The following is a 24,003-nucleotide window of genomic DNA, read 5'->3' on the forward strand; positions in this document are numbered from 1 at the left end:
CAGGCGCATGGACGTCGAGGGGAACCAAGAGACTAGCCACGCCTTCGGATCCCGGTGGACGGTACCGCATATAGACGCCGCGCCTACCACCTGCGGGTCGCCAGCCAGCCTCCTCAAGTAGGACCGCGAGCTTACCCGGATCGACTTTCGAAGGGATCGTCACGCTGGGCCTATTAGCCATTTAGCGGTTCCCCCCTATCAATCTTGTCCAGGATTCTCACCAAGGACCTCGCGTCCAAAATGTTCTTAGTCGCAATTCGGACGGTCGGCTTCTTGACCTTGGAGTCCGCCTCCAAGCCTTCTAAGTATGCCCAATAGCAGCAACGTCTAGTCCACAGGCCATCATGCGTGACCTGCGTCCATTCGGATTGCCTTGGAGGCGCCGTCATCACGATCAATATGGCCTTCGGATAACTCCTAGCCTTCACCATATGGTCAAAGTACTGGCGCTTGCTGAACTGGTAGCTAAAGAAGCCTTTAGTGGGGTCTGGCACGGTCTGCGTGGTGCATTTGAGCTGCGCGAAGACCATGGTCTCTTGCTCAAGAGCCGTGTGCGGCGGCCTGATCAGCTGGGCGTCAACACCCCACTTGTCCTTATTGATCAGCTCCATCGTGCAACCTGCCGTCGCAGCGATGCTCGCCATGTACCCCTGTTGAAGCTGCTCCATCATGTCCGTCACCGTCAACGGATCAACAGCTTCGATGTGGCTTGTGCGCGGTTTCCCGATCCCGCCCGCACCAACCAGCTCCACCACTGGCAGCCCCCCGCCCGAGTACAGAGGCTGGCAGGATAGGTCACCGGTGGTTGGTCTGAGTAGATCCCCGATCCACCGCATGGTCACAAGGTAGAACTGAGCGCTGACATCCGTGGTTCAGCGCCAGTGGTGCGCGGCATGACCGACGACACCTCCGTCTGTCCTCAGTGCAGCCGACCGATGCAGTCGGGCGGCTTGCTCACTGCTCAACAGGAGACAGATGGCCGGCAAACCCGCCGGGCGAGATGGAGGAACACCAGACGGCATATCTGGTGGCACGCTGGGCCGACCGTCCGGACGAGCCTCCAGAGGTCTGCTCGACGCCAGGACTGTTTCGGTGACATCCAACGCCGACATCAACGCCTCGGGTCGACGGCAACACACAGCAGCCGCGTGCGCACCTGTCGCCGGGCAGGCCCCAACCAGGCCAAGGAGCGATCGGACCCCCTAACGCGGTGGTCACACGGCGCCGCCGACGGCAGTGACGGCAGTGCTGACGGCAACGACGGCAGCGGCACTCGGCGACCCGACACGGTGCTGGCACCGTCGATCGGACCGGCTCACCACGGCGTGCCCGCATCTTTTGAACGCCTGTCCCGCCAAGTCCCGCCGGCTGCGGCACCAGAGGCATTGCGCATCGACACACGGATCCCACACCAGAGACGCCCGGTCCGGTCGCAGCTTCTGACACACCTCCGACACACTCCGGGTCGCAGACACCCTCCGACACACTGTGCCGCAGGTCAAAATGGGCCGAGGGGCGATCTGCGCATTCACTCCGGAGCCGCCCCCTCGGTCGGTCTCACCCAGGAAGCGAAAGACCTACGGAGTCAGTCTGAATAGCTCCTTAGCGTGCGGTGTAGGTCCTACACGGGAGGTTCGTCGCCGCCGAACGGACGTCGGTACCGATTCAGTGCGGCGGCTCTTTCGTGGAAGCGTGTCCGGGAGAGCCGCGAGACCATCCGCCACATCTCCCTCTCCTCTTGAATATCTTGTGGCAGGGTCAACCCCATAGCTCTAGCCAAGGGCTGTCGTCCCAGGTTGATCAGAGCTCGTACGGCCGCAGCCCATTCGTCGGTGGCGATTACTGCGGCCCTGTACCAGAGGGGAACCGCAGCGCTCAGTGATACCGCCGTACCGAGCAGGGTAGGTACATCGGCGCTGGAGGCCGAGATGGCGGAGATCGCCACGACTATAAGGACGGCGTGTCCGTAAAGCAGGGCGATGAAGAAGTCGACACTGGTGCGGGCGATGTCCACCTGGCGGCGGGCTTGCTCTGGAGCTGTCGCTGTGAGCTCATTCCATAGCACCTGGGAATCGAGTCTATAGCGGTCGTGGCCGTACTCCTCCAAGCGGCGGATTGCATTGCCCAGTCTGGTGGGCGTGATCTGGTCGTCGTCCACGGGATAGCGGGCCAGGCGTTCGGCCAACAACGCCTGTTGCGTCGCAGTGCGCTGGTGGTTGGGCCTCCGTCGTGCCCCTGGTATAGCCGGGGTGGCTTGACGCTGCCGGTTCCGCGCAGCTTCAGGCGACAGTGCCGCTTCAGACTCCGCTCGACGTGCCTGACGCATCTCCATCAGGCGGTCCGTGAGGTCGTTGCGCCGCTCGCGGTGGCGGCGGCTGCATCGAACGTAGAGCCGTGGCGGCCACAGGAGGTACCCCTCCAGGATCCTGTACAGAGGATTTTGCAGGGCACTGAGGACGAGGCCGAGCAGTACAGCACAGGTGAGCAGCAGTAGGGTCTTGGTACTAGTCGACGCCAGGTAGACCTGGTCCATAACCGGGACGTTGCGCAGACTGGGGGCGATGGCGATGGCGATAATGCCCAGGTTGATTGCTGTAGGCAAGATCCAGCCGACCAACAGGCTCCAGCCTCCGCCCAGGACTCCTTTGGCAATGTCGCCCAACTACTCGTCCCATTCGTCATCATCATCGCCAAGCGGGGGGCCCGGCGGCGTGTGCCCTACTGGTAGGTCGCCGAAGCGCGCAGAGTCCGCTTCCTCGGATGGAGAGGCTCCCGGCTCAGCGGCCTCGTCGTTGGCCTGCCGCGTCGAGGCCCCTGGATCCGTACCAAACGGGTGCGAGTGCCGCGGACCTTGGCTCAGGACCGTTCTCTCCACAATCCGCAGGAACATGCCGGCTGCCCAGTTCATCTCGTCCGCGTCAGCGAAGCTGACCGCGCCTTGGATGCCGGCTTCCGCACGGGCGCGATTCCGGGCGCCTGCAGCGAACAGCAAGCTCCACTCAGTCAGTTCGGGGGCAATCTCAGGAAGTACCTCCCAGGCAGAACGGATGCGCTTTCGACGCCCCGGTCGCTCCTCAGGACGTCCCCGTACAGCGAGAACTGCGGCGGCGGTGCGCAGAGCTGCCAGGTGAGCGGTTGCGTACCGCTCGTTGGCGCTCTCCAAAAGCTCCACCTCTTCGAGGTTGGCCCTTGCCTGTGCCAGCAGCTCCCGAGCAGCGGGGGGCGTCGTGCCCCGGCGCCCACGCGCAGTAGCGGCTATATCGACCAGTTCCTGGAGTCGTTGCACCAGAGCTCCGGGGACCCGTGTGAGTGCCAGCGCGTCAACTAATCTTGCTACGGCCGCCCCTGGAACTCTCTCGACATCAGATATCTCGTCGAAAGCCCGGTACAACCGCTCAATGGCCGTGACCGTTTGCACGTCCGACCCAGCTCCGAGCTGTAGACGGATCTCCGCGAGACACTGAGCTACCGCGGTGGATGTTCCCGGCACCTCGTCTGAGGTGTGGGAGTACGAGAAGTAGATGACATTGCCGCCAACATCCCCCGACACAACCCCATCTAGCAGGTCCGCACGCTCCGCTCGCTGCCGCCCGCCGCCCGATGTCATAGCACCCCCGAAGATTCGTCCGCGACCCCGACACACACGGACGCTGTCGCTACCGACGACACCCCGTGGTCGGGGCAGAGGCTACCCGTACACGCCAAACCACGCTGCGCCGTAGCGCTGCCGAGACATCTGGTGTCCTAGGTGTCCGACTGTCCGTTTAGATGCTGGCCAGCACAAATAGGCCGGACGCCGTCAACGGCGTGGTACTCGGGGTGCCGCAGCAGGGCGCTCAGCGATGCCGCCGGAATGCTCGCTTCCGGTAAGTACGCGGCTAAGGCGGTTGCTCGGAGCGAGTCTCCACCGGCAAAACACCAGGTCAGCGGCTTAGACAATCCGAAGCGCCTACCTCCGTTCTAAGCACTTGGACTCAGGCCCAGGCAAGAGGCGCCCCCTCCCTCGCGGAGGGGCCGTTCGCTGCTCACAGCACATGCGAACAATGTCCGGACACGTCCGACGAGCCCGGCTCAGGTATCCGTCACCCGGTCAATCAAGCCCCGGTGCGTCTGGAAAACCTCACATAGCTCGGTCCGGCTCTTGCGAGGCCACGCGCTCCAGCGCCTCGAGGAACTGCCGGCTCTCCAGAATCCATCCTCCCTAGCTCAGCGGCGATGACTTCTAGGGTGCTCGACGTCATGTGCGAGTCGTGCCCCATCTAAGGTCGCCATCGCCGTCAGAAGGTCCTTGACCAGGGCAGCCGAGAGCATCGGCCGATGGTTGCCGTACCGCAGCGGAGTACAGCAACCACCGCAACCGCAGTCGACCGACGAAGGCCTTCGAACACCCCACGATCAGCGTCCTGGACCATGATGACCGTCCGGCCGACAGTTCGGGACGAAGAGGTCGTGCCAGACCCGTGCCAGATCGTGCGGAGAGCCACGGGGGACACTGGGGAGCCAGCCGACCTCGCACCAGGCGCCGGCGCCGCTCAGCCTCGGGGTAAGCCCTAGACGCCCTTAGCTTCCCAAGCTCAGGTCTCGTTTACGTGACCGTTCAGATGGAAGAGGAGCCATTCGAGCCAGTCCGGTGTGACACCAAGCTCCGAGGCCCAGACGTGCATGGCACTGACGTAAGTGGTGTATCGGGTGGGCCAACGGCGGGTGCCCGCCGCCTTCCAGCTCGACCACCCGAGGGCGTTCAGCGAACGAAAGACGCGGTCGTCGAGGATCAAGGCCCGTTCACATGTGCCTTCACGATCGTCCACGGCCGCGAACCACTTGGTGAAGAAGGATCGTCCCACTCCACTAAGGACGAACTGCCGGTAGGCCCAGCTCAGGTCTCCGCTTCGGACGGCATGGCGTGTGGTCCGAAGGACTCTGGGCAGGCGCGGGTCGGACAGGGCCGCTTCGGTGTACCGCGGCCCGCGTCCGTTGGTGGTGCCTGAGCCCCAGACCATGACAGCTACGAACAGGTCACGCAGGCCGTCGGGGTCATCACCAGCGAGGTCACGGAGACGAGCCAAGTCGCCGCGTTCGACGAGACGGTCACCGGCTGGCTTACCCAGGGATTCAACGCCGATATCGAGTACATGCGCCGCCCCATGCGACGCCAAGCGCGGGTGCCAGGTTCCTGGACGGAAGCGCACGGGCTTCTGTACACATTCGCCGTAGCGGACAACGAGCCTCTGAAGCTGCTCCACCATGCTCCCCCTGGCCATGACGGCGGCATGCCGTGGGCCGTAGCGTATGGGAAGTCGACCATGAGCGCAGGTGAATGGCCTCGTCCACCGCCTCCTGGAGCACCCACCGAACACTGAAGGCTGGTATGCGCGACGTGCTGTACCTACTCGCGCGCGCACGGAGCTTTCACACCGTTGATTGTGCGCCCTACACAGTGCTTGCGCGACGCTGCACGCTGAGTGCCGGCCGCATCTTCAAGCGGACTACCGGGGGGAACGGTGGGCGAATGGAAGCAGAGCAAGTGCGGCTGGCCGACGGCATCTGGAGGGCGTTGCCAGAACAAGACGCTGAAAGGCACCTCACGCTGCTACCGACACCAAGGCGACTGGACGAAGCGCGGCCAAGCCGAGCTGAAGAAGAGGGCCAGCAAGCGTCGCAAGAAGTAGGGCGCGGTCGGGGGTGAGTGTTTAACTGCGTGACAACGCCGACGGACAGCGGCGAACGAGCGCAGACGCGGACGGACCATCGACGCAGGTGAGGAGCACACCACCCCCAGGCGCAGCCCCTGCCCAAGTTGCTTCGGGACGAAGAGGTCATGGGTTCATCCGCAGCAGGCATCGGCCCGCGCTGGGCACTCCTCCCGGGTGCCGGCACACCTAGCCAGGGGTGGGCCCACAGGCACGCGCCGCGCCTCCTGCTGCTACCAGCAGGAAGCGGCTGGGGTGAAGAGCCATGTAGCGAACCCGTTCCGACGTCAGTGCTCCGCCTGGTCGAGGGCGCCCCGCTACGGGTGAACGGCGAGGGCTCGATGGCCTTCCGCACTCGCGCCATGGTGGCTTCGGCTACAACATCCGACGAGGACGTTGGACACGCACGGAAAGGAGCCTGCACTATTCACGAACGACACCGAACTGTCTCCGCAAGGCGATATCCTTAGCTTCCAGAATTATCTGGACCCGACCCTTAACAGTCTCATGCTTAGACAGGTCTAGAACCGCGTCCTTTTCCTCACGCGAAACCGACTCATTGGCCAAATACTCGCTCAGGTCGCGCTCCACCCCTCTAACCAGGGTGAGCACCATTAGATCCTCCGCATGATTGACCATTCCAGCGTCGAGGAGATGGACACATGTCCGCAAAGCAACGGGAGGAGCGGAACGTCCGAACGCGACTCTAATTCGATGACTTATCGCCTCGACTACCGCGCCACTCCTTCCCATCTCGTCAAGCAAGGACGCAAATTCAACAAAATCAGAAACGAAAGGTGTATTCCCCGAGAAAGGTTCTCTCAGCTCCCAGGGTGCCACGTCGACCTCCAGGAGCGCTCCATAAAGATTTGCGGCATCATGAGTTTTTCTGACGCGCAGGAACGCATGCAGGACCGACGCCGCATCCTCGGTGCTGCCAGCTACACAAAGCAGTCTCATCAGTTCCGCAACTTCACTTACTGACCTGGCACGTCCAAAACCTTCAAGCACTCTTAGCGCATCCCACCCGTAGTGCCCATAAAGGCGCATTTCAGCAACAAGTGTTGGCACATTCGGAGGTGCGAAGGTCACGCATAGTGATTTCTTCACATCCTGAAGGAAAGCACTCCATTTCCGTCGTCCGATTTCATCCAGCACGCGCAGAACAATTGACGGGTCCGCGTTCGTGCACATCTTCACCAACGGCTCAGCCGTGCCTTGTGAACTCGCCTCCCGGAGTGCGAGTTCCACTGAATCTCCGCCTTGGCCGGAGAGGTCGGATTTCCTCTGAGGGGCGCCGTTCGCATCCATCCACAGGGCGAGCAGACGATCGCTTTCCTCATCGGGATTCAGCCTATTAACCGCTCGCTCGGCAAAGAATCTAACCAAACTGTCCAACTGAAGAGCATTGGCAGCAGTTTTTCCGGTAAGGATTCTCGAAATTAGATTCCTATTCAGGGTGGACGAAAAATCTTCCCTATCTGCTATGCCAGTGCTGATCTCTCGGAGCCCAGGGGTGCCAGCAAGCAGGTAGAGCTTGTGCAGTTCGGAGAGGACGTCACGTGCCGGCCCTGGAGGAACGATGTCCTCGGATGGCATGTCCACGCCTTTCGCGCCTCGTGACCTCATGGACAATCCCCTTGCTGGCACAAAGTGGCACGCTCTGTCTCGGAGTGGCGATCCTAGTAGACACACACTCTCGTGAGCAGCAACTTTGCAGCGCAGTAGGGAAGTTGTGGCACCGAGTCGCCACCCACTCCGCCCCGCACCGCTCAATGGAGAGACCGATCCGAGTCGCGCCAGCGCTGTGCGGTCGGCTACGACCACAGATAAGACCTGAAGGCGGAGGCATGGCTAAACGCAAGAACCGAGCAAGACAGCGACGCGAGACGGGGCGCCGCGAAGTACTGTTGACGGCCCTGGGAGGCCTCTGCTCAGGGCTCGTTCGCGGGCTGTTTGATCTCCTGAGGTAGGGACTGCGGGCGCTCCGTGGTTGGGAGACAACTGGGAGATGTTGTCGGACGGGGTGTACGGCGGCTCAGAGCTCTGCCCGGACCCGATGCTGACATCCACGTCTGACATCAACGACAGCGGACATGGACATCCCGGCGCGGTCGGTCGCGGCCATCAGGTCTTGCAAACGTCATGGGCATCCTGACTGTTGATCGAACTCCTAAAGCGGTGGTCGCCGGAACCCCCGGTGGTGGCAGAGGAACGCCTACTCGAGAGTCGGAGCGGCTGCCACCAGCATGCTGCTGATCGATCCTGGGTCGGCGGCGGCGCTCGTGGGATCGATGCTGGACTCCTCTGCTACCGTCGTGGCCCAGCAATCCCCCCAAGTGGCCGCCCAGTCGCCGGCCAGATCGCTGGCGGGATCGAGATGCTCGGGCTTGCCCGTGATCCCGTAGGCATCGAGGAGTCGTCGCTCCACACCGAACGGTTCGCCCATGGCGAGCTCTGGGTACTCACTGATCCAACGCCTGAGAATCCGTCCGCTTTCGGCAATCAGCCACGCCTCCCCGTCGTTCTGCTCACTGTGGAAGAAGAGTTGGGCCTTACCGAAGCGCGCACTCAAATCTCGGCACAGGTGGGTGACGTGCGCCGTCTGCTGTGTATGGGGCAGGCCGAAGTACGGTCCGACGACCAGGGTCCACCCCTGCATGGGCGGAGTGACGACAACGGTGCAGAACGGCTCCTCCTCGTCGTGCGCCACCTCGTCGATGAGTTCCACGCCGTTGGCCCAGCTCGTCTCCTGTACCTCCGTCAAACCGAGGGCCTTTACCACCTCCGCCTGATCGACAGTCTCGACCGCGAGCCATGAAAGCCAACAGGCGCGTATGAGCGGTACGGAATCAGATGTCCCCATGGCCAGCATCGTAGAGGCGTAGACGTTCGCCGATCTGGGGCCGTCTCTGGGCCGTCCGAGGCTGCTCGACGGTGGCCAATGACGACCGACGACGACCACCAGGCGCACAGTCCAACTGCCGCTAAGCAGCGCACACTTAGCTCACCAAGCTCCCCGGCAAGACCCAGGCCACGAAGACACCCGTCGAGGGGACCCGCCTTCCTGCATAATGCCCCTCTGAAACCAGGGAGCAGCCAAGGGGGCAGGGTGGCGTCGCGGCGTCAGAGGCCAGGAACATCCGGAACCCACGCAAGACTCCGGCGGGTCCGGGCTCGAACGGCGACTCAGCAACGAGAACGGCCCAGCACCACCGGGCTGGCACGCACACCGCGTTGGAGAACGTCAATCGTTCGCAGTGTGGCTCTGCGCTCGGCGGCTCGGTCTGTTCCAACGTCTCAACCTGACCCGGTAGAGCACCGTGCCGCATGGCTCTCATCGTGGGGCACCTTTGCCTCGGCCATCGCGGCTGTGGTTGGGCTGGTCATTTCAGCCGTAGCCACCTACTACACGGGGCTGACGCTGCGGGACCAGCAAACACTCAATAGGGCTCAGAATGAACGCGATCATCGGTCGCAGGCGGTACAGGTGGGCTTCTGGTACAGCAACAGCCAACCCAGTAAAGAAGAAGTTGCCGTGGTCAGCAATCGCTCACCCGATGCGATCTACCAGCTGACAGTGCGGTTCTCATTCCTGCACATGCCGTCCGATCTGATCACTGCAAAAGAGTCCGGCCTGAAAGTGCATGAAGTTGAGGCGGAGTACGCGTCAGCTAGCCTACCGCCCTGTACGCAGCTAGTCTTCACCAAGAAGGCCCTACACTCGGCTTTCGATCAGATAGCAAAGAAGAATCATGCGGACGTTGAACAGCCAGTGTCAACGACTCTTGCGTTTGAAGACGCCCAGGGGGCTAAGTGGGCGCGCGGAACCACGCTTCGCGAGGTCGGCTCCTTTGAAGGAATCGGATTGTCGGCCAGGGATTGGGGAAAGCGCCTACGCTCAGGTGAACTCGTCGCGGAAATCCCGAATAGGGAGTTGGCTACGACACGACCTCACCCAAACTGCGGAAATTCTTAATGTCATAGAGCATTGGTAAGGCGCTGAGGCTGCCTGACATCCACACTTGTCATCGAAGACGGCGCACGTCGGTGATCCGTTATCCCTCGTAACTCACAACGTCACCATCCGGCAGAGCCTGCCCGATCGAACTGCTAATGCGGTGCTCGCGCGACGTCGCCCGCAGCAGTGACAGCAGCGCTGACGGCAACGACGGCAGACGGCAGCGAGCGAGGCTAGGTAGGTCGTGCGAGCCCAGCTGCGTGCCAGATTGTGCACGTGCCGTTGAATACGCCGGCCAGCGCGATCGGCTCCAGCGGGCCCTGGGTCGTACAAGGTCATCCGACGCCGACCAATAGCGACAGAGGCCCACGGCGTCTGGACTGGTCAGAGTCGAAGGCTTCGTCGACCTCACTGGTGGACGGGACTCGTGATCAGTAGACGGAGAGGGGGGGTACGACCACCCGCGAGCCCGCATCGCGCAGCTGCTCTTGCCATCGCGCTTCAATCTGCGGACGTCTATTCCGTATCTCTTTCCAACCTTCGATGGAGTCTGGCAGATCCTCGCCTCTAGACCACGCTCCCATCAGCATCCGAGTCTCACTTCTGGAGAGGAAACCCACTTCTGCAAGCGAGTATTCGGCCACGCCGTCCTCTGTCGCGATATCCAGAAAGTAACCGATCTCAGCAATCCGGTGGCGCAAATCTCGGTCGAGAATAAAGGACTGCTCAAACCCCAATATCACGCATATTTTGGCGATGCTCGCAATTGTCTCCTCTCTCGCTTGATTCAAGAGGGTGATGGGATTTTCAAGGTAAGCACCTAGTATATTTTCTACTGCACGCCGCTCCCTATCCTTTTTCACCGTCCTATCAATGTCCTCAATCGCTCGCCTTCGCGCTATCTCGGCATCCTCCAATGCCTCTTTTCGGGCCCTTCGAGCTTGACGAGCAGCCCCTATTCTGCCAATAGCGTCGCCACTCAGTCCTATAATTCCACCGATGAGGACCGTAGCGATTGTTCCCCAATTCATAATTCTCCCATGGCTACCCGTCGATCTCGGCCTTCCCTAGACGCCGGCTCCTGGTAACGCAGACCTGTGAAGAGCTAGCTCTCGACTAGGGCGTCCCCACGCGCAGGGGACGGCATGCAACATCGCCCGCAACCGTTTCTGTCGGCTGTGTTCTGCCGCATGCCAGAGGCGGGGAGACCAGGCATGGTCCGTTCACGCCACTTGTGTCGCATGCGTGTCGACGGAGCCCAGTCTCCGCGCTTGACGTCCAGAGAATGCCAGGTCAGAGGGGACGCGCCTGCGAACGCACCCAGCGCCTTCTAAGCCCTGCGCCGCAGTCCTACCGATCCGGTGCTAGTCGTCGGCGTAGGTCCATTCCTCAATGACCCAGTCATCAGCTGCAGTTGATCGCCATGCGACGCATCCAGGTGGCATGGTGGCCAGCTGGGCAACTGATGGGTCCAAGTCCAAGACGTGCTGGAGGTGGAGGACCGATGAGGCATCACTGCCGTTGGGATCGTGGACGCCGTCGCTCACGAGCCAGTCATCCTCGTTATCGTGGATCACAGTGAGGGCCGGAAACTCTCCAGCCGAGACCGTCCTTTGGATGATCGCAAGCAAGTCATGGGGGAAGGCTTCCTTTTCAAACGGCCAGGTCAGCTGAGGCTGCATGGATCCCATGCGGGTGATTCTGCGTACAGCAGCGAGGTACAGCAACCACAGCAGCCGTCCCTGCTCAGCAGTGGGCGCCACGGACTCAACTTCGTCCGGTATGACCCTGATCGACCGTTCTCTCTAGAGCTACGGATCAGAAGGCGCCGTGCCCCAGTCGTGCCCGAGCAAGCGGTAGTCCATCTCAGCTCTCCAGGTCCGGCCATCCAGCCCTGTTGGAGTAGCTCTCGAAGCAGTACCGGGTCGGGCGGTCCCACTCCTTCCCGGTGGCGAGTTCGTACGCCTGATCCGGCACGTACAGCAGCCACTCCCCGTCAAACTCGGTCGAGGTGTACGGCGCGAACTTGTCGACGTCGAAGAAGACGCCTTCCCATACGGCTCGTCCCGCGGCGACGACAGCGCAACGGGCGTACAGGAACACGTCGGCAGACTGCGGGAAGGGCTCGCCGTTCCGGTCCGTCATGTCAGCGACCGGAAGCGTCCCGAACTTCTCTTGGTCCAGGCGGTAGAGAGCCTCGGCATGGCGTTCCGCGAAGCCGATGATGTCGGGGACGGAACGGCGGCTCAGCTCCTCGGCCAGGCGCCGGCAGTTCGCCTCCGTGGCTTCGCCGTTCAGGGTGGCTATCAGAGCCCAGAAGGCGGCCCATGTCATGGTCACTGGCGCAGGATGCCAGAGAGGTCTGACATCCACGGCTGACATCAACGAAGCCGGACGGGGGCATACGGCAGCGCCCCCGCACGACGGCCGGACCTGGCGGCGGCGGCATCAGGGGCGGGTGTCGATCGAACTCCTAAAGCGGTGGTCGGCAGTGATTACGCTGGTCATGATGGCGCCGACACCGGGCAATACCGCTGGTGGCAGGCTGCAGACGACAGTGCACACAATGGGGGCTGTCGGAGGGAAGTGGGAGAAAGGCGATGGCAGGGGAGGTACACGACATGCTGTGCTGGCGAGGTCCGGTCTCGGTGAACGTGTTCGTCATCGGCTCCGGCAACACCCCCTTGCCGAAGGAGGCTTTTCACCTCGCGGGGCTGGTCCCCGACGCCTACCTGCCGTTCCCTCTGTTGGAGCAGCCCGAAGCCGTTGAGCGGCTCGGTCTGGTGTCGTACGACCTCGACTTCGATGACGTCTCGCTCGATCTGCGTGAGTACATGCGAGCAGTACTTCGACGTGTCTGCGCAGACACCCGGGCAGTGGCCTGGACGGCTTTCGAGGGGACGTTCCACTACGACGAACTCCTCACCGATGAGGTGGCCCACCAGGTCTACGGCTACTGCACGACCGGCGCCGAACCGGTGGTCGAGTGGGACACCGCGGCCCTGCAAGGCGAAGAGTGGCGCCGTGGAATCGCCGGAGCTCGAGCGGCTTTGGACGCCTTGCTGTCCGCCTCGGAGACTGCGAGGCGGGAAGAGCCGCAGCGACCGAGTGTCTCACTGCGTGACAACGCCGACGTACGCCAGCGAGCGAGCGCGGACGCCTGCGGACCATCGGTGCAGGTGGGTGCCACAGCGACCCAGGGCCCAACGCCCATCCAAGTTGCTTCGGGACGAAGAAGTCCGGAGCTAGAGGCCATCGCGCTCGACGAGCGAGCCGTCAGGGCCCAGAGAGAAGAAGCGCGGTGGGCCCATGGCGTCCACGGCCTTCTGCAGCGCCGCTTCCCGCTCCGCGGGATCAGGGCCGTGTGGGTCCCGGACCCGGAAGCCGTGCAGTCGGATGCTATCCGTGTCGATGTCGTCCGGCTCGGGGTGGCCCTCCAGTACGAAGCCGCAGAGCGCGCGCAGTGCGTCTTCGCCCAGTTCCAAGGGGTGGAACGGCAGTGGGTACGGCTCTTCATCCGCGTCCGGCCAGGGGATGACGTCGGCCGGACGGTCTCCGGCCCAGTAGGGCAGTTCAAAGGAGAGTGGTTCGCCGATGTTCTCGATGATGCCGCTGTCCGGGGACAGGCTCAGAGAGCGGACGAGTCGGCCGTCCTCCCATACGGCGAAAGCGAGCCAGTCCACGACGCTGTGCATGGCGTGCAGCACGAGCCGCCGGCCGGCGCTCGACGCTACGAGGTGTTCCGGGAGCTGGGAAGGAAAGTCGATCATCACCCTCTGGTCGCCGATGACCTCGACGCCGGGCCAGCTCGCCGAGTACGCCGTCCCCTCCGGGGGGTATACGCCGTCCCAGAGAGTCGAGCCCTCGCTCTCCTCTATCTCCCAGCCCGGGTAGAGCAGCCGCATCATGCCGGCCGTGCGTGCGGGGTCCGCTGTGCCCGCTTCTCGCAGCAGCCCCGGTACCTCGCCGTCGGCGTACACCAGAAAGCCCGTCTTGGCTCCCAAAGCACCTCCCCAGGGGGTGGCCCTCGTTGGCGGATGCACAGAGCCGCCCCCACTGACAAAGCGAGATGACGAAGCCCGAGGGCCCCCGGCTGGGCCGTCTCTGGGCCGTCCGCGGCCGCTCAACAGTGGCAAATGACGACCAACGACGACCACCAGGTGCACGAGCCCACCGCCCCTGACCAGCAAAAACCCAGCTCACCAAGATCCCCGGCAAGACCCAGGGCAAGAAGAAGTAGGTATTGCGATCATGCCCCTGAGCTGCGCTTACGGCGCGACTCGGGGGCATTCTCATGGCCCGGGTACTCGGCGAGGGCCGTTTCAGCGACCGTAGACGTGACCTCGCACCAACGGGTCGTGTTCCAGGATGAAGTCCGAGACCTGCCAGAACTCCGCCAGGCGGGGATGCCGCAGAGCGGCTTCCCGGTCCAGCTTGCGGCCGAAGAGCGGGCCGTCGGGATGCGCGAGTCCCGCCGTGACGAGGGTGGACGCGGGCTGGTCCTGACCGGCGACCGGTCCCACCCGGCATGCGAACGAGACGTGATCGTCCCACCGGTCGGATCCGGCGCCCCAGGTCCCGAAGATCACGTCTATCCACGCGTCGTGGTCCCGGTCCTCGTGGTGGTAGCAGTTCGCGAAGTACACCGCGCACGGCGCGCCGTCCGCGTACACGAAGTTCCAGGCCCGCTCGATGGGGGCGTTGCAGCAGTCGCACCGGAACTCGCGGGTCTGCCGGTCGGGGCCGAAGGTCAGAGGCATGAAGCACATGATGGGGCAGAGCCCAGCTCTGGCCTCGGGAGGCCCGGGCCCTCCGCTCACGGCCGCCATGAGTCCGAGAGATCTACCCGCATTCGGGGTCTACTGAGAAGTCCGCTGCTCGAAGCGCTCCAGCTCGGAAAGCGCCGCCCGAACCACCTCGACAGAACTCGGGCCCGTCCGTGCCATTTCGTCCAGCCGCTGCCGAAGCGTGTTCAGCAGCTCGTCAGCGATCAACCCGGAGCCCCGCTGGTGCCTGGCCTCCCGAAGGAGGTCGACGAGAGAGGTGGTGGCGGGTGCCGGCGACAAGCGCTCGAGGTCCTGCAGCAGCTCTGGGAAGGATTCCACCAATGCCGAGTGGAGCATTGCGCGCCGGATGATGGACTCGTCGTCCTCCGCCGGAGGCCGGGACCAGAACGCGGAGAGGTGGAAGGTCCAGTTCCCCGAGGGTGCTGAGATCACGAACGGGTTCAGCTCTTCGACATCCCGGACTTCCACTTGCACCGGGGGGCCGAAGCCGAGCAGTACCGCCGCCCGCAGGGGCCGCTTGTCCACGTCGGACCAGGTGATGCCCAACGTGGGCAGCGTTACGGTCTGTCCCGGCTGCAGAACGAACGGGAACTGCACCCGGTCCCGAGGGTCGGCGTATCCCGCTGGGGCGCTGAAGGTCAAGCACGGCGAGAAGATGAGAAGCCGCGCACGAGCATCCACCCAGCCGATCCGCGCGATGAGCACCGCTCGCCAGGCGAGCCTGCGGAGGCGTCGTCCGTTCACCTGTGCCCAGATGGCGACGCCCTCCACCGACGCGGCAAGCCGGCCGGCATTGGTGACATTCACGCGCACGATCCACTGGTCGTCCAGTTTCTCGCGGGTGGCGAATATCCGGACTCTTCCACCCGTGAGCCTGTGGGTCAGGATCTGCCAGCCGAGGCCGACGGCACCGGTGATGAAGCCGAGTACGGCCAGCCATGTGGTCAGGTCCATGCCGGGCTCGACGTCTCCATCTTCCGCGGACGACCCGACAAGTCGCCGTCGGCGTACGTGAGTAGTCCCGCCTTCGCCCCCATGGCACCTCCCCCGGAGCGTCGCGCTCGCTCGCGGTACCAACATAGCCGCAGGCACTGATCGTCAGGGGTCCGTATGACACGTTCTGTCCGCCGTTCGTGCCGTGCCGTGGCCGCCGTAGGCGTCTGCCGGTGCCGGGGAAGGGGATATGCGGTTCAGTTTTGGCTTCGGTGGGGTCGAAGTCGCAGGTCAGCGGCTTGGGGTGGGGGTGCTCGTGTGGATCTGTGCCGACGGCCACAGCAAACAGGTCGAACGAAGGCGCATACTGAGCCATGACAAAGCCTGCTGCGCCGAAGCGCCATCTGCCCACGAGCCCCTTCAAGGCGCCGGTCGCACCGGCTCCCAAGTACTTCGCCGTGGGCGACCAGGTCACGCACGACATGTACGGCCTCGGCCGAGTCGTCGGCATCGAGGACGGAGTCGCGGTGCTCGTGGACTTCGGCTCGTCGCAGATGCGGATCCTGAGCCCGTACGCCAAGATGACCAAGCTGTAGGACCGCTGTGCCCGGTCACGGCACAACCAGGTTCCCTTAAGGGACCTGCACCGAGAGAGAGTTCTCCGATCGACATGACGTCGCTTTTCTCCGCCCTGGAAGCGCAGCCCGGCCGCTCCGCGGCGGTGTCGCCGCCTCCGGCGACCAACCCCTTCCAGGCCCCCGACTTCGGGGACGACGAAACCCTGCTGCTCGACGACACGCTGGAGCCGGACCCGGCCGTACGCGCGCCGGGACGCAAGGCGGCCTAGCGCCACGAACGACGGGGGCGCCGGCCGCCGGCCGCCCCCCGCAGCTCCGATCACCCGGCCGCGCGTCACGCGGCGCGTCGGCTCATCGGCGGCTGAACAGTATCTGCCTTTCTTCAGCGACCCGTTGAGGAGCGTCCTCGGTGGCGCGAGGCCCAGGGTGACGCTGGGCGAGGCCGATGAGGAGTGCCCTAAAGGCGACGGCCCCACGCCGTGCCTGATCCGGCGTCACGCGCCGTCCCCCGTGCGGTCTCCCGGAGAACAGCGCGACCAGCTGGCTCTCCTGCGCCCGTACGGCGTAGGCGAGCCGGGACCCCGGCTCCGGGTCGTGCAGGGCCATGTCCGGCAGGGTGATCCGCGGTGAGAGGGCGGACCCGCGCGTGAGGTGCCGCTGACCGACCTCCCGCCGTCGCGCACATGGCCGCGCGGACGCCTCATGCTTCACCCGCCTCGGTGACCGTGGGGCCCCTGGTGATTCGGCCGCGCGGGTTCTGGAAACCCGTAGCGGCATGATCCGGAGCATCTTGTGGGGGTGTGCCGCGGGGGCTGCCGGTACCACCGCGCTGAACGCAGTGACGTACGGGGACATGGCGCTGCGCGGCAGGCCTTCCAGCGGGACCCCGGAGACCGTGGTGGACAAGGTCAGCTCGGGCCTGGGGCACCCGGTCCCGGAGTCGGAGGGCCGGGCGAACCGGCTGACCGGGCTGGGGGCGCTGTCGGGCATCGCCGTGGGCGTGGCGGCCGGGGTGGCCGTGGCACTGGCTCACCGGGCCGGTGCGCGCGTACCGGTGTGGCTGGGCGGCCCGCTCACCGGGGCCCTGGCGATGGCGGCGGCGGACGCTCCGATCGCCGGTCTCGGGGTGAGCGATCCGCGCACGTGGTCCGCGGTGGACTGGGCCTCGGACGCCATCCCGCACCTGGCCTACGGCCTGGTCACCTACGGGGTCGTGGCGGCGTCAGCGGACCGGTGATCTCCGCAGGACCCCACGCTCAGGACGGCTCCGCCAGGCGGCCGGTCCCGGCGGCGAGCGGGCTGTCCCTCGGCGAGCGGGCTGTCCCCTCGGCGAGCGGGCTGTCCCCTCGGCGAGCGGGCTGTCCCCTCGGTGAGCAGGCTGTCCGCCTCGGCTGGCAGGCTGTCCCCTCGGCGAGCGGGCTGTCCCCTCGGTGAGCAGGCTGTCCGCCTCGGCTGGCAGGCTGTCCTCTCGGCGAGCAGGCCGTCCGCCTCGGCCGGCGGGCTGTCCGGCTCCGGAAAGCGGGCGTTCGGCGATTTTCCGTGCTACTTCCCGTGAGCGGGGAACTCGGCCGCCGTAGCGCCCCGGACAGCGATCCGGGGACGGGATACTGAGGGATCATGTCTGCTGACCGCTTGGCCCGACGGGGGTGATGACCATGCCGCCCGGGCAGCCCGAGCAGCCGGACGGTGGTGGTGTGCCGCCCGATGTCAGGAGCCGGATCCATGTCAGTGACGCGCTGGCCGCGGCGGCCCGCGCGGTGCGGGACGACCCGCAGCGGATGCCGGAGGCGCTGTGCCAGGCGTGCGTACGTCTGCTGCCGGTGACCGGCGCCTCCGTGTCGATCTCCGGGGGACGCGGCGTCCAGGTGACCTGGTGCGCCAGCGACCGCGTCGCGGCACGGCTCGCCGAACTGCAGTACACCCTGGGCGACGGCCCCTGCCAGACCGCCCTGGACCAGGGCGCGCCGGTGATCGCCGCCGACCTGACCGCGGGCCGTGACGCCCGGCGCTGGCCGGTCTTCGCGCACGAGGCGGCCGGGCTGGGCGTGCTCGCGGTGTTCTCCCTCCCCCTCGGGGTCAGCGGCGCCGCCGTCGGCACCCTCGACCTGTACTGCGACCAGGTGGGCGGCCTGTCCGAACCCGATCTGCGGACCGCGCTGTGGGTGCGCGACGCGGTCACCTACGCCTTGATGAGCGTGCAGCCCGCCTACGGGACCGATGACGAGGCGGAGGAGGGGGTAGCGTCCTGGGTGGAGGCCTCGGAAGCGGACCACACCGAGGTCTACCAGGCGGTCGGCATGGTGATGGTGCAGATCGAAGTGGACCCCGAGCAGGCCCTGGACCGCATGCGCGCCCGCGCCTTCGCCGAGGGCCGTACGGTCAGCCAGGTGGCCCGGGACGTCCTGGCCCGCAAGCTCCGCTTCCAGCCGGAACCGGACGACCCCGACGACGAGCAGGGAAGGGACGGTGACCGGTCATGAGCCGGGAACAGCAGCTCGCCGAGGCGCTCGTCGGGCTGGCCGACTCCTTCGCCGACGACGTCGACCCGGTCGTGCTCGTCGACCGGCTGGCCCAGCACTGCGTCGAGATCACCGGGGCGGACGCGGTCGGGATCATGGCCGTCACCGCCCGCGGCGATCTGCGCACGCTCGCGGTCACCGACGACCAGGCCGGCTTCCTGGAGCTGTTCGAGCTGCAGACGGACGAGGGGCCCTGTCTGGACTGCTTCCGCGGGGGGCACCGCGTCGACGCCCGGGACCTCGCCGCCGACACCGACCGCTGGCCCCTGGTCGTCCCGTTCGCCCTGAACAGCGGCTTCCGCGCGGCGCACGCGCTGCCGTTGCGCGTCCACGGGCAGACCGTGGGCGCGGTCAACCTGCTGCTGCGCAGGCCGGGCGGGCTCGCCCCGCTGGAGCTGGACCTGGCCCAGGCGCTCGCGGACGTGTCGGCCGTCGCGCTGGTCAACTGGACCCCGGACCCGCTGCGGGCCACGGACGTCGCCAGCAGCGTCCAGGCCGCGCTGGCCGGCCGCGCGGCGGTCAGCATGGCCACCGGGATGATCGCCGAGACGGCGGGCGTCTCCCTGACCGAGGCCCACGGCCTGCTGCGCGCGTACTCCCGGGACCGGCACCAGCGCCTCGTCGACACCGCGCACGCCCTGATCCGCCGCACCCTCGCCCCGGACGCCGTGATCACGCCCCGGAGCTGACGCCCGCACCCCGGTTCGCCGCGGGTGTCGCTCTCGTGCGCAGGGGCGCAGCCGAGGGCTTTCGGGGGGCGGGTCCGTTGGAGAGGGGCGGCGGGTGCTGGGGGAGCGGACCTCACACCCCGGGACCAGTCCCGCCCCGCCCCCTGACCCACCGAGGATCTGCCGTCCCGTCCGGGCGCGACTACGCTGAGAAGTGCCGGGAAGCGCCCGGCAGCGAGGCCCGCAGGTCCCGTCGCCCCCCAGCGCAGGGAGCGGCCATGCAACAGTTCTCCTGCGAGACCGTGGCCGACCTGGCGGTCCCCGGACTGGCCACCGGCAGACTCACGGTGCTCGCCCTGCACGGCGTCGCCGACGCCACGACCAGTGCCGGTCTCGCCGCCGCCCTCGCCGCGCCCGGCCCCGCCCAGCTCGTCGTCGACCTGACCGGGCTGTACCGGCTGGAGCCCGCGGGCGCCGAAGTCCTGTACCGGTTCGCCGAGGAGTCGGCCGACCTGGGCCGCCCGCTGCGCCTGACCGGCTGCACCGCCCAGGCGGCCGCCGTGCTCGCCCGGACCGGGGCGGCCCTCGAGCGGGCCGGCCGGGCCGGGCCCGAGCTGTACGCGTCGGTGTCCGAAGCGCTCGCCGGGGTCATCGCCGCGGCCGCGGCGGCCCCGGAGCCGTCGCCGGCACCGCCGTTCGCGCGCACCGACGCCGTGGAACTGCGGCACCGCCTGCTCACGCACGCCGTGGTCGCCCGCGCGCAGGGCGTGCTCGTGGAGCGCTACGGCCTGCCCGGCCCGGACACCGCCGGCACGCTGCTGCGCACGGTGGCCCGGCGGCACGGGATGCGGGCGGTCCGGCTGGCCGGTGCACTGGTGCAGGCCGAGCCGCCGCGCTCCGGCGAGCCCTGGTTCCCCGGGCGCGCGCACCCCGCCGAGCCGGCCGTCGGTTTCCTGCCCCTGCCCGTCGGCCAGGCGCTGCCGCTGCACGTGTTCCTGGACGCGCTCCGCGACACCGCCTGCGCGATCACCCACACCGACATGGCGAACGTCCAGCTCCTGGACCCCTGCGACAACACGCTGCGCCTGGAGTCCCACTGCGGTTTCCCCGCCGACTTCGTGCACTTCTTCGCGGTGGTCGACGGCACCACGACCCCCTGCGGCCAGGCGGCCCGTAAGAGCGAGCGGGTCGTCGTGGACGACGTGGCCAGCGCCCCGGACTTCGACGAGCCCTCACGCGCCGCGGCGCTCGCCGCGCACAGCCGCTCGGTGCAGTGCACGCCCATCCCCGGCCCCGCCGGCCGCGCGCAGGGCATGTTCTCCACCCACCACGCCCAGCCGGGCCACGACTTCACCGGCGCCGAACTGGACGCCCTTGACCTGGTCGCCCGGGAGGCGGGGGCCTGGCTCGACTGGTACCGGACGTCCACGGTGCTGGACGCGCTGGAGGACCTGCACCGCAGCGCGCAGGCGCCCTGAACGCCGACGCGTGAGCGGCGGGAACGCCGAGGGGCCGGTGTGAAACGGGTTCACACCGGCCCCTCGGCGTTCGTCCGGGTCAGCCGCACTGGCAGGGAGCGCCCGACTGGCACCCGCAGCCACAGCCCGATCCGCAGCCGCACGCGGCGACGAGCGGGAGGTGCCTGCTCTCGGTGGGCTGGTCCGACTCACGCGCTTGCGTGGGATCGGGCGTGGTGCCGGGGGATTCGGCCATGGGTCCCCTCCTCAGAGGCTCGGCAAAATGCCTTCGCCCATTCCATGCCCGTTCCGCCGGGCGCATCAACGGCGCATCGAGGCGTCCGGCCGCCCCGCCCGGCCTCCCCGCGAGCCGGTCGCGATCCGGCCGGGAGACCGGCTCGATCCGGCGGGAGGCGCTACGCCCCCTCGACCTTGGTCACCGGCTGGATGTCCTGCTGCAGGTCGTCCGCGTGCTCGCCCGTCACCAGGTAGACGACCCGCTTGGCGACGGCCACCGCGTGGTCGGCGTAGCGCTCGTAGTACCGGCCCAGCAGGGTGACGTCGACGGCGGTCTCGATGCCGTGCTTCCAGCGGTCGTCGATCAGGTGCTGGAAGAGGGTGCGGTGCAGCAGGTCCATCTCGTCGTCGTCCTGCTCGAGCTGCATCGCGAGGTCGACGTCCTTGGTGATGAGCACCTCGGCCGCCTTCGCCATCAGGCGCTGGGCGAGCTGGCCCATCTCCAGGATCGTGGCGTGCAGGTCGTACGGCACCGCGCGCTCGGGGAAGCGCAGCCGGGCCAGCTTCGCCACGTGCTGGGCGAGGTCGCCGGAGCGCTCCAGGTCGGCCGACATGCGCAGCGAGGTGACGACGATCCGCAGATCCGTCGCGACCGGCTGCTGGCGGGCGAGCAGGGCTATCGCCCGGGCCTCCAGGTCGTGCTGGAGCTCGTCGACCTTCTTGTCGGCCTCGATGACGTTCTCGGCCAGCTTCAGGTCGGTGTCGAGGATGGCGGTCGTGGCGCGCCCGATCGCCGACCCGACCAGCCGGGCCATCTCCACCAGGCTGTCGCCGATCGAGTCAAGTTCCTCGTGGTACGCGTCCCGCATCAGAGATTCCCTCTCGTACGTTCTTCCTTCGGGGTTCCCGGGGGCCGTGACACCAGGCGCCCCGTGGCGTGACCGGCGGTATGAACCCCACGCTCCCACGTTCTGCCCCGTACGCGTCCGTTTCCGCCACCCCAAATGAACCGGTCCTGGCTCCAAGGTGAACTCTGGGCGACGAGTGTTCGAGGTCGCACCTCGACGGCTGTGGTCACGTCGCACGCCATGCCTAACCTTGTGGCATGGACGTGAACGCGGCGGTCGCCGCAGCGGCAGCGATCGCCGGGGTGCTCACCGGTGTCATCGCCATGCTGGCGTTCCGCTGGAGCGAACGCGACCAGAAGCGACCCACCAGGACTTCCTTGCACACCGATGCCGTACTCCCGCCCGGCGTGGACACCGTGCTGTCCGTGCTCCGCTCCTCGGCCGTCGTCCTCGACGAGGCCGACGCCGTCGTCAAGGCCAGCTCCGCCGCGTACGCCCTCGGGCTGGTCCGCGGCGGCAGGCTCTCCGTCGAGCCGATGCTGCAGATGGCGCGGGACACCAGACGCGACGGCGAGATACGCCAGGTCGAACTGGACCTGCCCCGGCGCGGCACCGGACGCGGCGAGGCGCTCGCCGTCTCCGCGCGCGTGGCCCCGCTCGGCTCCCGGCTGGTCCTGCTGCTGGTCGAGGACCTGACCGAGGCCCGCAGGATCGAGGCCGTGCGGCGCGACTTCGTGGCCAACGTGAGCCATGAGCTGAAGACGCCCGTCGGCGCGCTCTCCCTGCTCTCCGAGGCCGTCATGGACGCCTCCGACGACCCCGAGGCCGTCCAGCGCTTCGCCGGCCGCATGCAGATCGAGGCGACCCGGCTGACCAACCTGGTCCAGGAGCTCATCGACCTGTCCCGGGTGCAGAACGACGATCCCCTCGAGGACGCCGAGCCGGTCCGGGTGGACGAGCTGGTCGCCGAGGCCGTCGACCGCTGCCGCCACCAGGCAGGCGCCAAGCAGATCACCATGGCCTCGAACGTGTGGTCCCCCGAAGGGCCCGACCAGACCGGCGGCGGACGGCGCGAGGACGGCGCCGACCTGCACGTCTGGGGCAACCGCGGCCAGCTCGCCGCCGCGCTCGGCAACCTGGTCGAGAACGCCGTCAACTACTCCCCGGCCCGCACCCGCGTCGGCATCGCCGCCCGCCGGGTCAGCGCCCCCGGCGGCGACCTGATCGAACTGGCCGTCACCGACCAGGGCATCGGCATCTCCGACCGGGACAAGGAGCGCATCTTCGAGCGCTTCTACCGCGTCGACCCGGCCCGCTCCCGGGCCACCGGAGGCACCGGTCTGGGTCTCGCGATCGTCAAGCACGTGGTTGCCTCGCACGGCGGGGAGGTCACGGTGTGGAGCGCCGAGAACCAGGGCTCCACGTTCACCCTCAGGCTGCCGGAGGCGGGCGTGGCCCGCGACCGCGCACAGCAGCACCCCGACCTCGATGACGAGGCCGGCGGCGCGCCCGACTCATCTCCTTACGAACCGCTTCCCGCCCCGGAGGTCCTTCCGTGACCCGAGTGCTCGTCGTCGAGGACGAGGAGTCCTTCTCCGACGCCCTGTCGTACATGCTCCGCAAGGAGGGCTTCGAGGTCGCAGTCGCGGCCACCGGCCCCGACGGACTCGACGAGTTCGAGCGCAACGGCGCCGACCTCGTTCTCCTCGACCTGATGCTGCCGGGTCTGCCCGGTACCGAGGTGTGCCGTCAGCTGCGCGGCCGCTCCAACGTCCCCGTGATCATGGTGACCGCGAAGGACAGCGAGATCGACAAGGTCGTGGGGCTCGAGATAGGAGCCGACGACTACGTCACCAAGCCCTTCTCCTCCCGCGAGCTGGTCGCCCGCATCCGCGCGGTGCTGCGCCGCCGCGGCGAGCCGGAGGAGGTCACCCCGGCCGCCCTGGAGGCCGGTCCGGTCCGCATGGACGTCGACCGGCACGTGGTGACGGTCTCCGGCTCCAAGGTCGACCTCCCGCTGAAGGAGTTCGACCTGCTGGAGATGCTGCTGCGCAACGCGGGCCGCGTCCTGACCCGCATGCAGCTCATCGACCGGGTCTGGGGCGCCGACTACGTGGGCGACACCAAGACGCTCGACGTCCACGTCAAGCGTCTGCGGGCGAAGATCGAGCCGGACCCCGGGGCGCCCCGGTACCTGGTGACGGTGCGGGGCCTGGGCTACAAGTTCGAGCCGTAGACCGGCAGGCCCGACGACCGGTGAGGCTGCCGGCGGGCGGACACGCGGACACGACGAAGGGCGGCACCCCGTACGGGGTGCCGCCCTTC

General features: G+C 66.8%; 22 protein-coding genes. 9 read left to right on the plus strand and 13 right to left on the minus strand.

Features of this window, described 5'->3' with window-relative positions:
- Nucleotides 1-173: 173 nt before the first annotated feature.
- From ACFYU0_RS20310 to ACFYU0_RS20335, 6 genes are all read right to left on the minus strand, one after another.
- Entirely contained in the window at nucleotides 174-755 is a 582-nt protein-coding gene (locus tag ACFYU0_RS20310) for a DUF4365 domain-containing protein (RefSeq protein WP_389303001.1), read from the minus strand.
- Nucleotides 756-1,621: 866 nt separating this feature from the next.
- The gene (locus ACFYU0_RS20315; RefSeq protein ID WP_389303003.1) at nucleotides 1,622-2,662 is read right to left on the minus strand and encodes a hypothetical protein; all 1,041 of its coding nucleotides are present in this window, start codon (nucleotides 2,660-2,662) and stop codon (nucleotides 1,622-1,624) included.
- Complete coding sequence (locus ACFYU0_RS20320) at nucleotides 2,663-3,289, minus strand: SAV_6107 family HEPN domain-containing protein (protein ID WP_389303619.1); 627 nt, start codon at nucleotides 3,287-3,289, stop codon at nucleotides 2,663-2,665.
- Nucleotides 3,290-4,574: 1,285 nt separating this feature from the next.
- Nucleotides 4,575-5,246 carry a hypothetical protein gene (locus tag ACFYU0_RS20325; RefSeq protein ID WP_389303005.1) on the minus strand — a complete coding sequence of 224 codons (672 nt, stop codon included), beginning with the start codon at nucleotides 5,244-5,246 and terminating at the stop codon, nucleotides 4,575-4,577.
- Nucleotides 5,247-6,113: 867 nt separating this feature from the next.
- Nucleotides 6,114-7,289, minus strand: coding sequence for a hypothetical protein (locus tag ACFYU0_RS20330; protein WP_389303006.1), 1,176 nt, complete (start codon nucleotides 7,287-7,289; stop codon nucleotides 6,114-6,116).
- A 619-nt stretch (nucleotides 7,290-7,908) separates the two neighbouring features.
- Nucleotides 7,909-8,556: a hypothetical protein gene (locus tag ACFYU0_RS20335; RefSeq protein WP_389303008.1), complete on the minus strand. Its 648-nt coding sequence runs from the start codon at nucleotides 8,554-8,556 to the stop codon at nucleotides 7,909-7,911.
- Between the two features lie 396 nt (nucleotides 8,557-8,952).
- On the opposite strand from ACFYU0_RS20335, the gene ACFYU0_RS20340 reads away from it, so the two are divergent.
- Nucleotides 8,953-9,669 (plus strand): hypothetical protein, encoded by a 717-nt coding sequence (locus tag ACFYU0_RS20340; protein ID WP_389303010.1) that lies wholly within the window; start codon nucleotides 8,953-8,955, stop codon nucleotides 9,667-9,669.
- 413 nt (nucleotides 9,670-10,082) lie between these two features.
- Here ACFYU0_RS20340 and ACFYU0_RS20345 read toward each other — a convergent pair whose 3' ends face one another.
- The 6 genes from ACFYU0_RS20345 to ACFYU0_RS20370 form a co-directional block, all read right to left on the minus strand.
- Nucleotides 10,083-10,568, minus strand: a complete 486-nt coding sequence (locus ACFYU0_RS20345) for a hypothetical protein (protein ID WP_389303013.1) — start codon at nucleotides 10,566-10,568, stop codon at nucleotides 10,083-10,085.
- 447 nt (nucleotides 10,569-11,015) lie between these two features.
- Nucleotides 11,016-11,342: a hypothetical protein gene (locus ACFYU0_RS20350; RefSeq protein WP_389303014.1), complete on the minus strand. Its 327-nt coding sequence runs from the start codon at nucleotides 11,340-11,342 to the stop codon at nucleotides 11,016-11,018.
- Nucleotides 11,343-11,517: 175 nt separating this feature from the next.
- On the minus strand, nucleotides 11,518-11,985 hold the full coding sequence (locus ACFYU0_RS20355; RefSeq protein ID WP_389303621.1) for a DUF4240 domain-containing protein: 468 nt from the start codon (nucleotides 11,983-11,985) through the stop codon (nucleotides 11,518-11,520).
- 911 nt (nucleotides 11,986-12,896) lie between these two features.
- Nucleotides 12,897-13,655, minus strand: coding sequence for a DUF6928 family protein (locus tag ACFYU0_RS20360; protein WP_389303016.1), 759 nt, complete (start codon nucleotides 13,653-13,655; stop codon nucleotides 12,897-12,899).
- A 318-nt stretch (nucleotides 13,656-13,973) separates the two neighbouring features.
- Nucleotides 13,974-14,411 (minus strand): hypothetical protein, encoded by a 438-nt coding sequence (locus tag ACFYU0_RS20365; protein ID WP_389303019.1) that lies wholly within the window; start codon nucleotides 14,409-14,411, stop codon nucleotides 13,974-13,976.
- Between the two features lie 99 nt (nucleotides 14,412-14,510).
- Nucleotides 14,511-15,392 (minus strand): hypothetical protein, encoded by an 882-nt coding sequence (locus ACFYU0_RS20370; protein WP_389303021.1) that lies wholly within the window; start codon nucleotides 15,390-15,392, stop codon nucleotides 14,511-14,513.
- Nucleotides 15,393-15,745: 353 nt separating this feature from the next.
- Between ACFYU0_RS20370 and ACFYU0_RS20375 the strand changes: the two genes are divergently transcribed.
- The 6 genes from ACFYU0_RS20375 to ACFYU0_RS20400 all read left to right on the plus strand — a co-directional run bounded on the left by ACFYU0_RS20375 (nucleotide 15,746) and on the right by ACFYU0_RS20400 (nucleotide 20,614).
- Nucleotides 15,746-15,967: a CarD family transcriptional regulator gene (locus ACFYU0_RS20375; protein WP_351666061.1), complete on the plus strand. Its 222-nt coding sequence runs from the start codon at nucleotides 15,746-15,748 to the stop codon at nucleotides 15,965-15,967.
- 74 nt (nucleotides 15,968-16,041) lie between these two features.
- Entirely contained in the window at nucleotides 16,042-16,218 is a 177-nt protein-coding gene (locus ACFYU0_RS20380; RefSeq protein ID WP_389303023.1) for a hypothetical protein, read from the plus strand.
- Between the two features lie 506 nt (nucleotides 16,219-16,724).
- Nucleotides 16,725-17,186, plus strand: coding sequence for a hypothetical protein (locus tag ACFYU0_RS20385; protein ID WP_351666059.1), 462 nt, complete (start codon nucleotides 16,725-16,727; stop codon nucleotides 17,184-17,186).
- A gap of 418 nt (nucleotides 17,187-17,604) precedes the next feature.
- Nucleotides 17,605-18,429 (plus strand): GAF and ANTAR domain-containing protein, encoded by an 825-nt coding sequence (locus tag ACFYU0_RS20390; protein ID WP_389303026.1) that lies wholly within the window; start codon nucleotides 17,605-17,607, stop codon nucleotides 18,427-18,429.
- Entirely contained in the window at nucleotides 18,426-19,157 is a 732-nt protein-coding gene (locus ACFYU0_RS20395) for a GAF and ANTAR domain-containing protein (RefSeq protein WP_389303027.1), read from the plus strand. The genes ACFYU0_RS20390 and ACFYU0_RS20395 overlap by 4 nt, the downstream gene beginning before the upstream one ends.
- A gap of 257 nt (nucleotides 19,158-19,414) precedes the next feature.
- Nucleotides 19,415-20,614 carry an ANTAR domain-containing protein gene (locus tag ACFYU0_RS20400; protein WP_389303030.1) on the plus strand — a complete coding sequence of 400 codons (1,200 nt, stop codon included), beginning with the start codon at nucleotides 19,415-19,417 and terminating at the stop codon, nucleotides 20,612-20,614.
- A gap of 395 nt (nucleotides 20,615-21,009) precedes the next feature.
- On the opposite strand, the gene phoU is transcribed toward ACFYU0_RS20400, so the two are convergent.
- Nucleotides 21,010-21,699 carry a phosphate signaling complex protein PhoU gene (gene phoU / locus ACFYU0_RS20405; RefSeq protein WP_351666055.1) on the minus strand — a complete coding sequence of 230 codons (690 nt, stop codon included), beginning with the start codon at nucleotides 21,697-21,699 and terminating at the stop codon, nucleotides 21,010-21,012.
- Between the two features lie 236 nt (nucleotides 21,700-21,935).
- Here phoU and ACFYU0_RS20410 point away from each other — a divergent pair, with 236 nt between their 5' ends.
- Together ACFYU0_RS20410 and ACFYU0_RS20415 are read left to right on the plus strand one after the other, a co-directional pair.
- Nucleotides 21,936-23,237 (plus strand): ATP-binding protein, encoded by a 1,302-nt coding sequence (locus ACFYU0_RS20410; protein WP_351666054.1) that lies wholly within the window; start codon nucleotides 21,936-21,938, stop codon nucleotides 23,235-23,237.
- Nucleotides 23,234-23,914, plus strand: coding sequence for a response regulator transcription factor (locus ACFYU0_RS20415; protein WP_010358452.1), 681 nt, complete (start codon nucleotides 23,234-23,236; stop codon nucleotides 23,912-23,914). The genes ACFYU0_RS20410 and ACFYU0_RS20415 overlap by 4 nt, the downstream gene beginning before the upstream one ends.
- Nucleotides 23,915-24,003: the final 89 nt, after the last annotated feature.

The sequence above is a fragment of the Streptomyces sp. NPDC003720 genome, from assembly GCF_042875075.1.
Classification (GTDB): domain Bacteria; phylum Actinomycetota; class Actinomycetes; order Streptomycetales; family Streptomycetaceae; genus Streptomyces.

Bases quoted from the DNA above. Each gene is read 5' to 3' on its own strand.
- ACFYU0_RS20325 (WP_389303005.1), bottom strand. From the start codon at position 5,246: ATGGTGGAGCAGCTTCAGAGGCTCGTTGTCCGCTACGGCGAATGTGTA.
- ACFYU0_RS20330 (WP_389303006.1), bottom strand. From the start codon at position 7,289: ATGCCATCCGAGGACATCGTTCCTCCAGGGCCGGCACGTGACGTCCTC.
- ACFYU0_RS20335 (WP_389303008.1), bottom strand. From the start codon at position 8,556: ATGGGGACATCTGATTCCGTACCGCTCATACGCGCCTGTTGGCTTTCA.
- ACFYU0_RS20350 (WP_389303014.1), bottom strand. From the start codon at position 11,342: ATGGGATCCATGCAGCCTCAGCTGACCTGGCCGTTTGAAAAGGAAGCC.
- ACFYU0_RS20355 (WP_389303621.1), bottom strand. From the start codon at position 11,985: ATGACATGGGCCGCCTTCTGGGCTCTGATAGCCACCCTGAACGGCGAA.
- ACFYU0_RS20365 (WP_389303019.1), bottom strand. From the start codon at position 14,411: ATGCCTCTGACCTTCGGCCCCGACCGGCAGACCCGCGAGTTCCGGTGC.
- ACFYU0_RS20370 (WP_389303021.1), bottom strand. From the start codon at position 15,392: ATGGACCTGACCACATGGCTGGCCGTACTCGGCTTCATCACCGGTGCC.
- ACFYU0_RS20375 (WP_351666061.1), top strand. From the start codon at position 15,746: ATGACAAAGCCTGCTGCGCCGAAGCGCCATCTGCCCACGAGCCCCTTC.
- ACFYU0_RS20380 (WP_389303023.1), top strand. From the start codon at position 16,042: ATGACGTCGCTTTTCTCCGCCCTGGAAGCGCAGCCCGGCCGCTCCGCG.
- ACFYU0_RS20385 (WP_351666059.1), top strand. From the start codon at position 16,725: ATGATCCGGAGCATCTTGTGGGGGTGTGCCGCGGGGGCTGCCGGTACC.
- ACFYU0_RS20390 (WP_389303026.1), top strand. From the start codon at position 17,605: ATGCCGCCCGGGCAGCCCGAGCAGCCGGACGGTGGTGGTGTGCCGCCC.
- ACFYU0_RS20395 (WP_389303027.1), top strand. From the start codon at position 18,426: ATGAGCCGGGAACAGCAGCTCGCCGAGGCGCTCGTCGGGCTGGCCGAC.
- ACFYU0_RS20400 (WP_389303030.1), top strand. From the start codon at position 19,415: ATGCAACAGTTCTCCTGCGAGACCGTGGCCGACCTGGCGGTCCCCGGA.
- phoU (WP_351666055.1), bottom strand. From the start codon at position 21,699: ATGCGGGACGCGTACCACGAGGAACTTGACTCGATCGGCGACAGCCTG.
- ACFYU0_RS20410 (WP_351666054.1), top strand. From the start codon at position 21,936: ATGGACGTGAACGCGGCGGTCGCCGCAGCGGCAGCGATCGCCGGGGTG.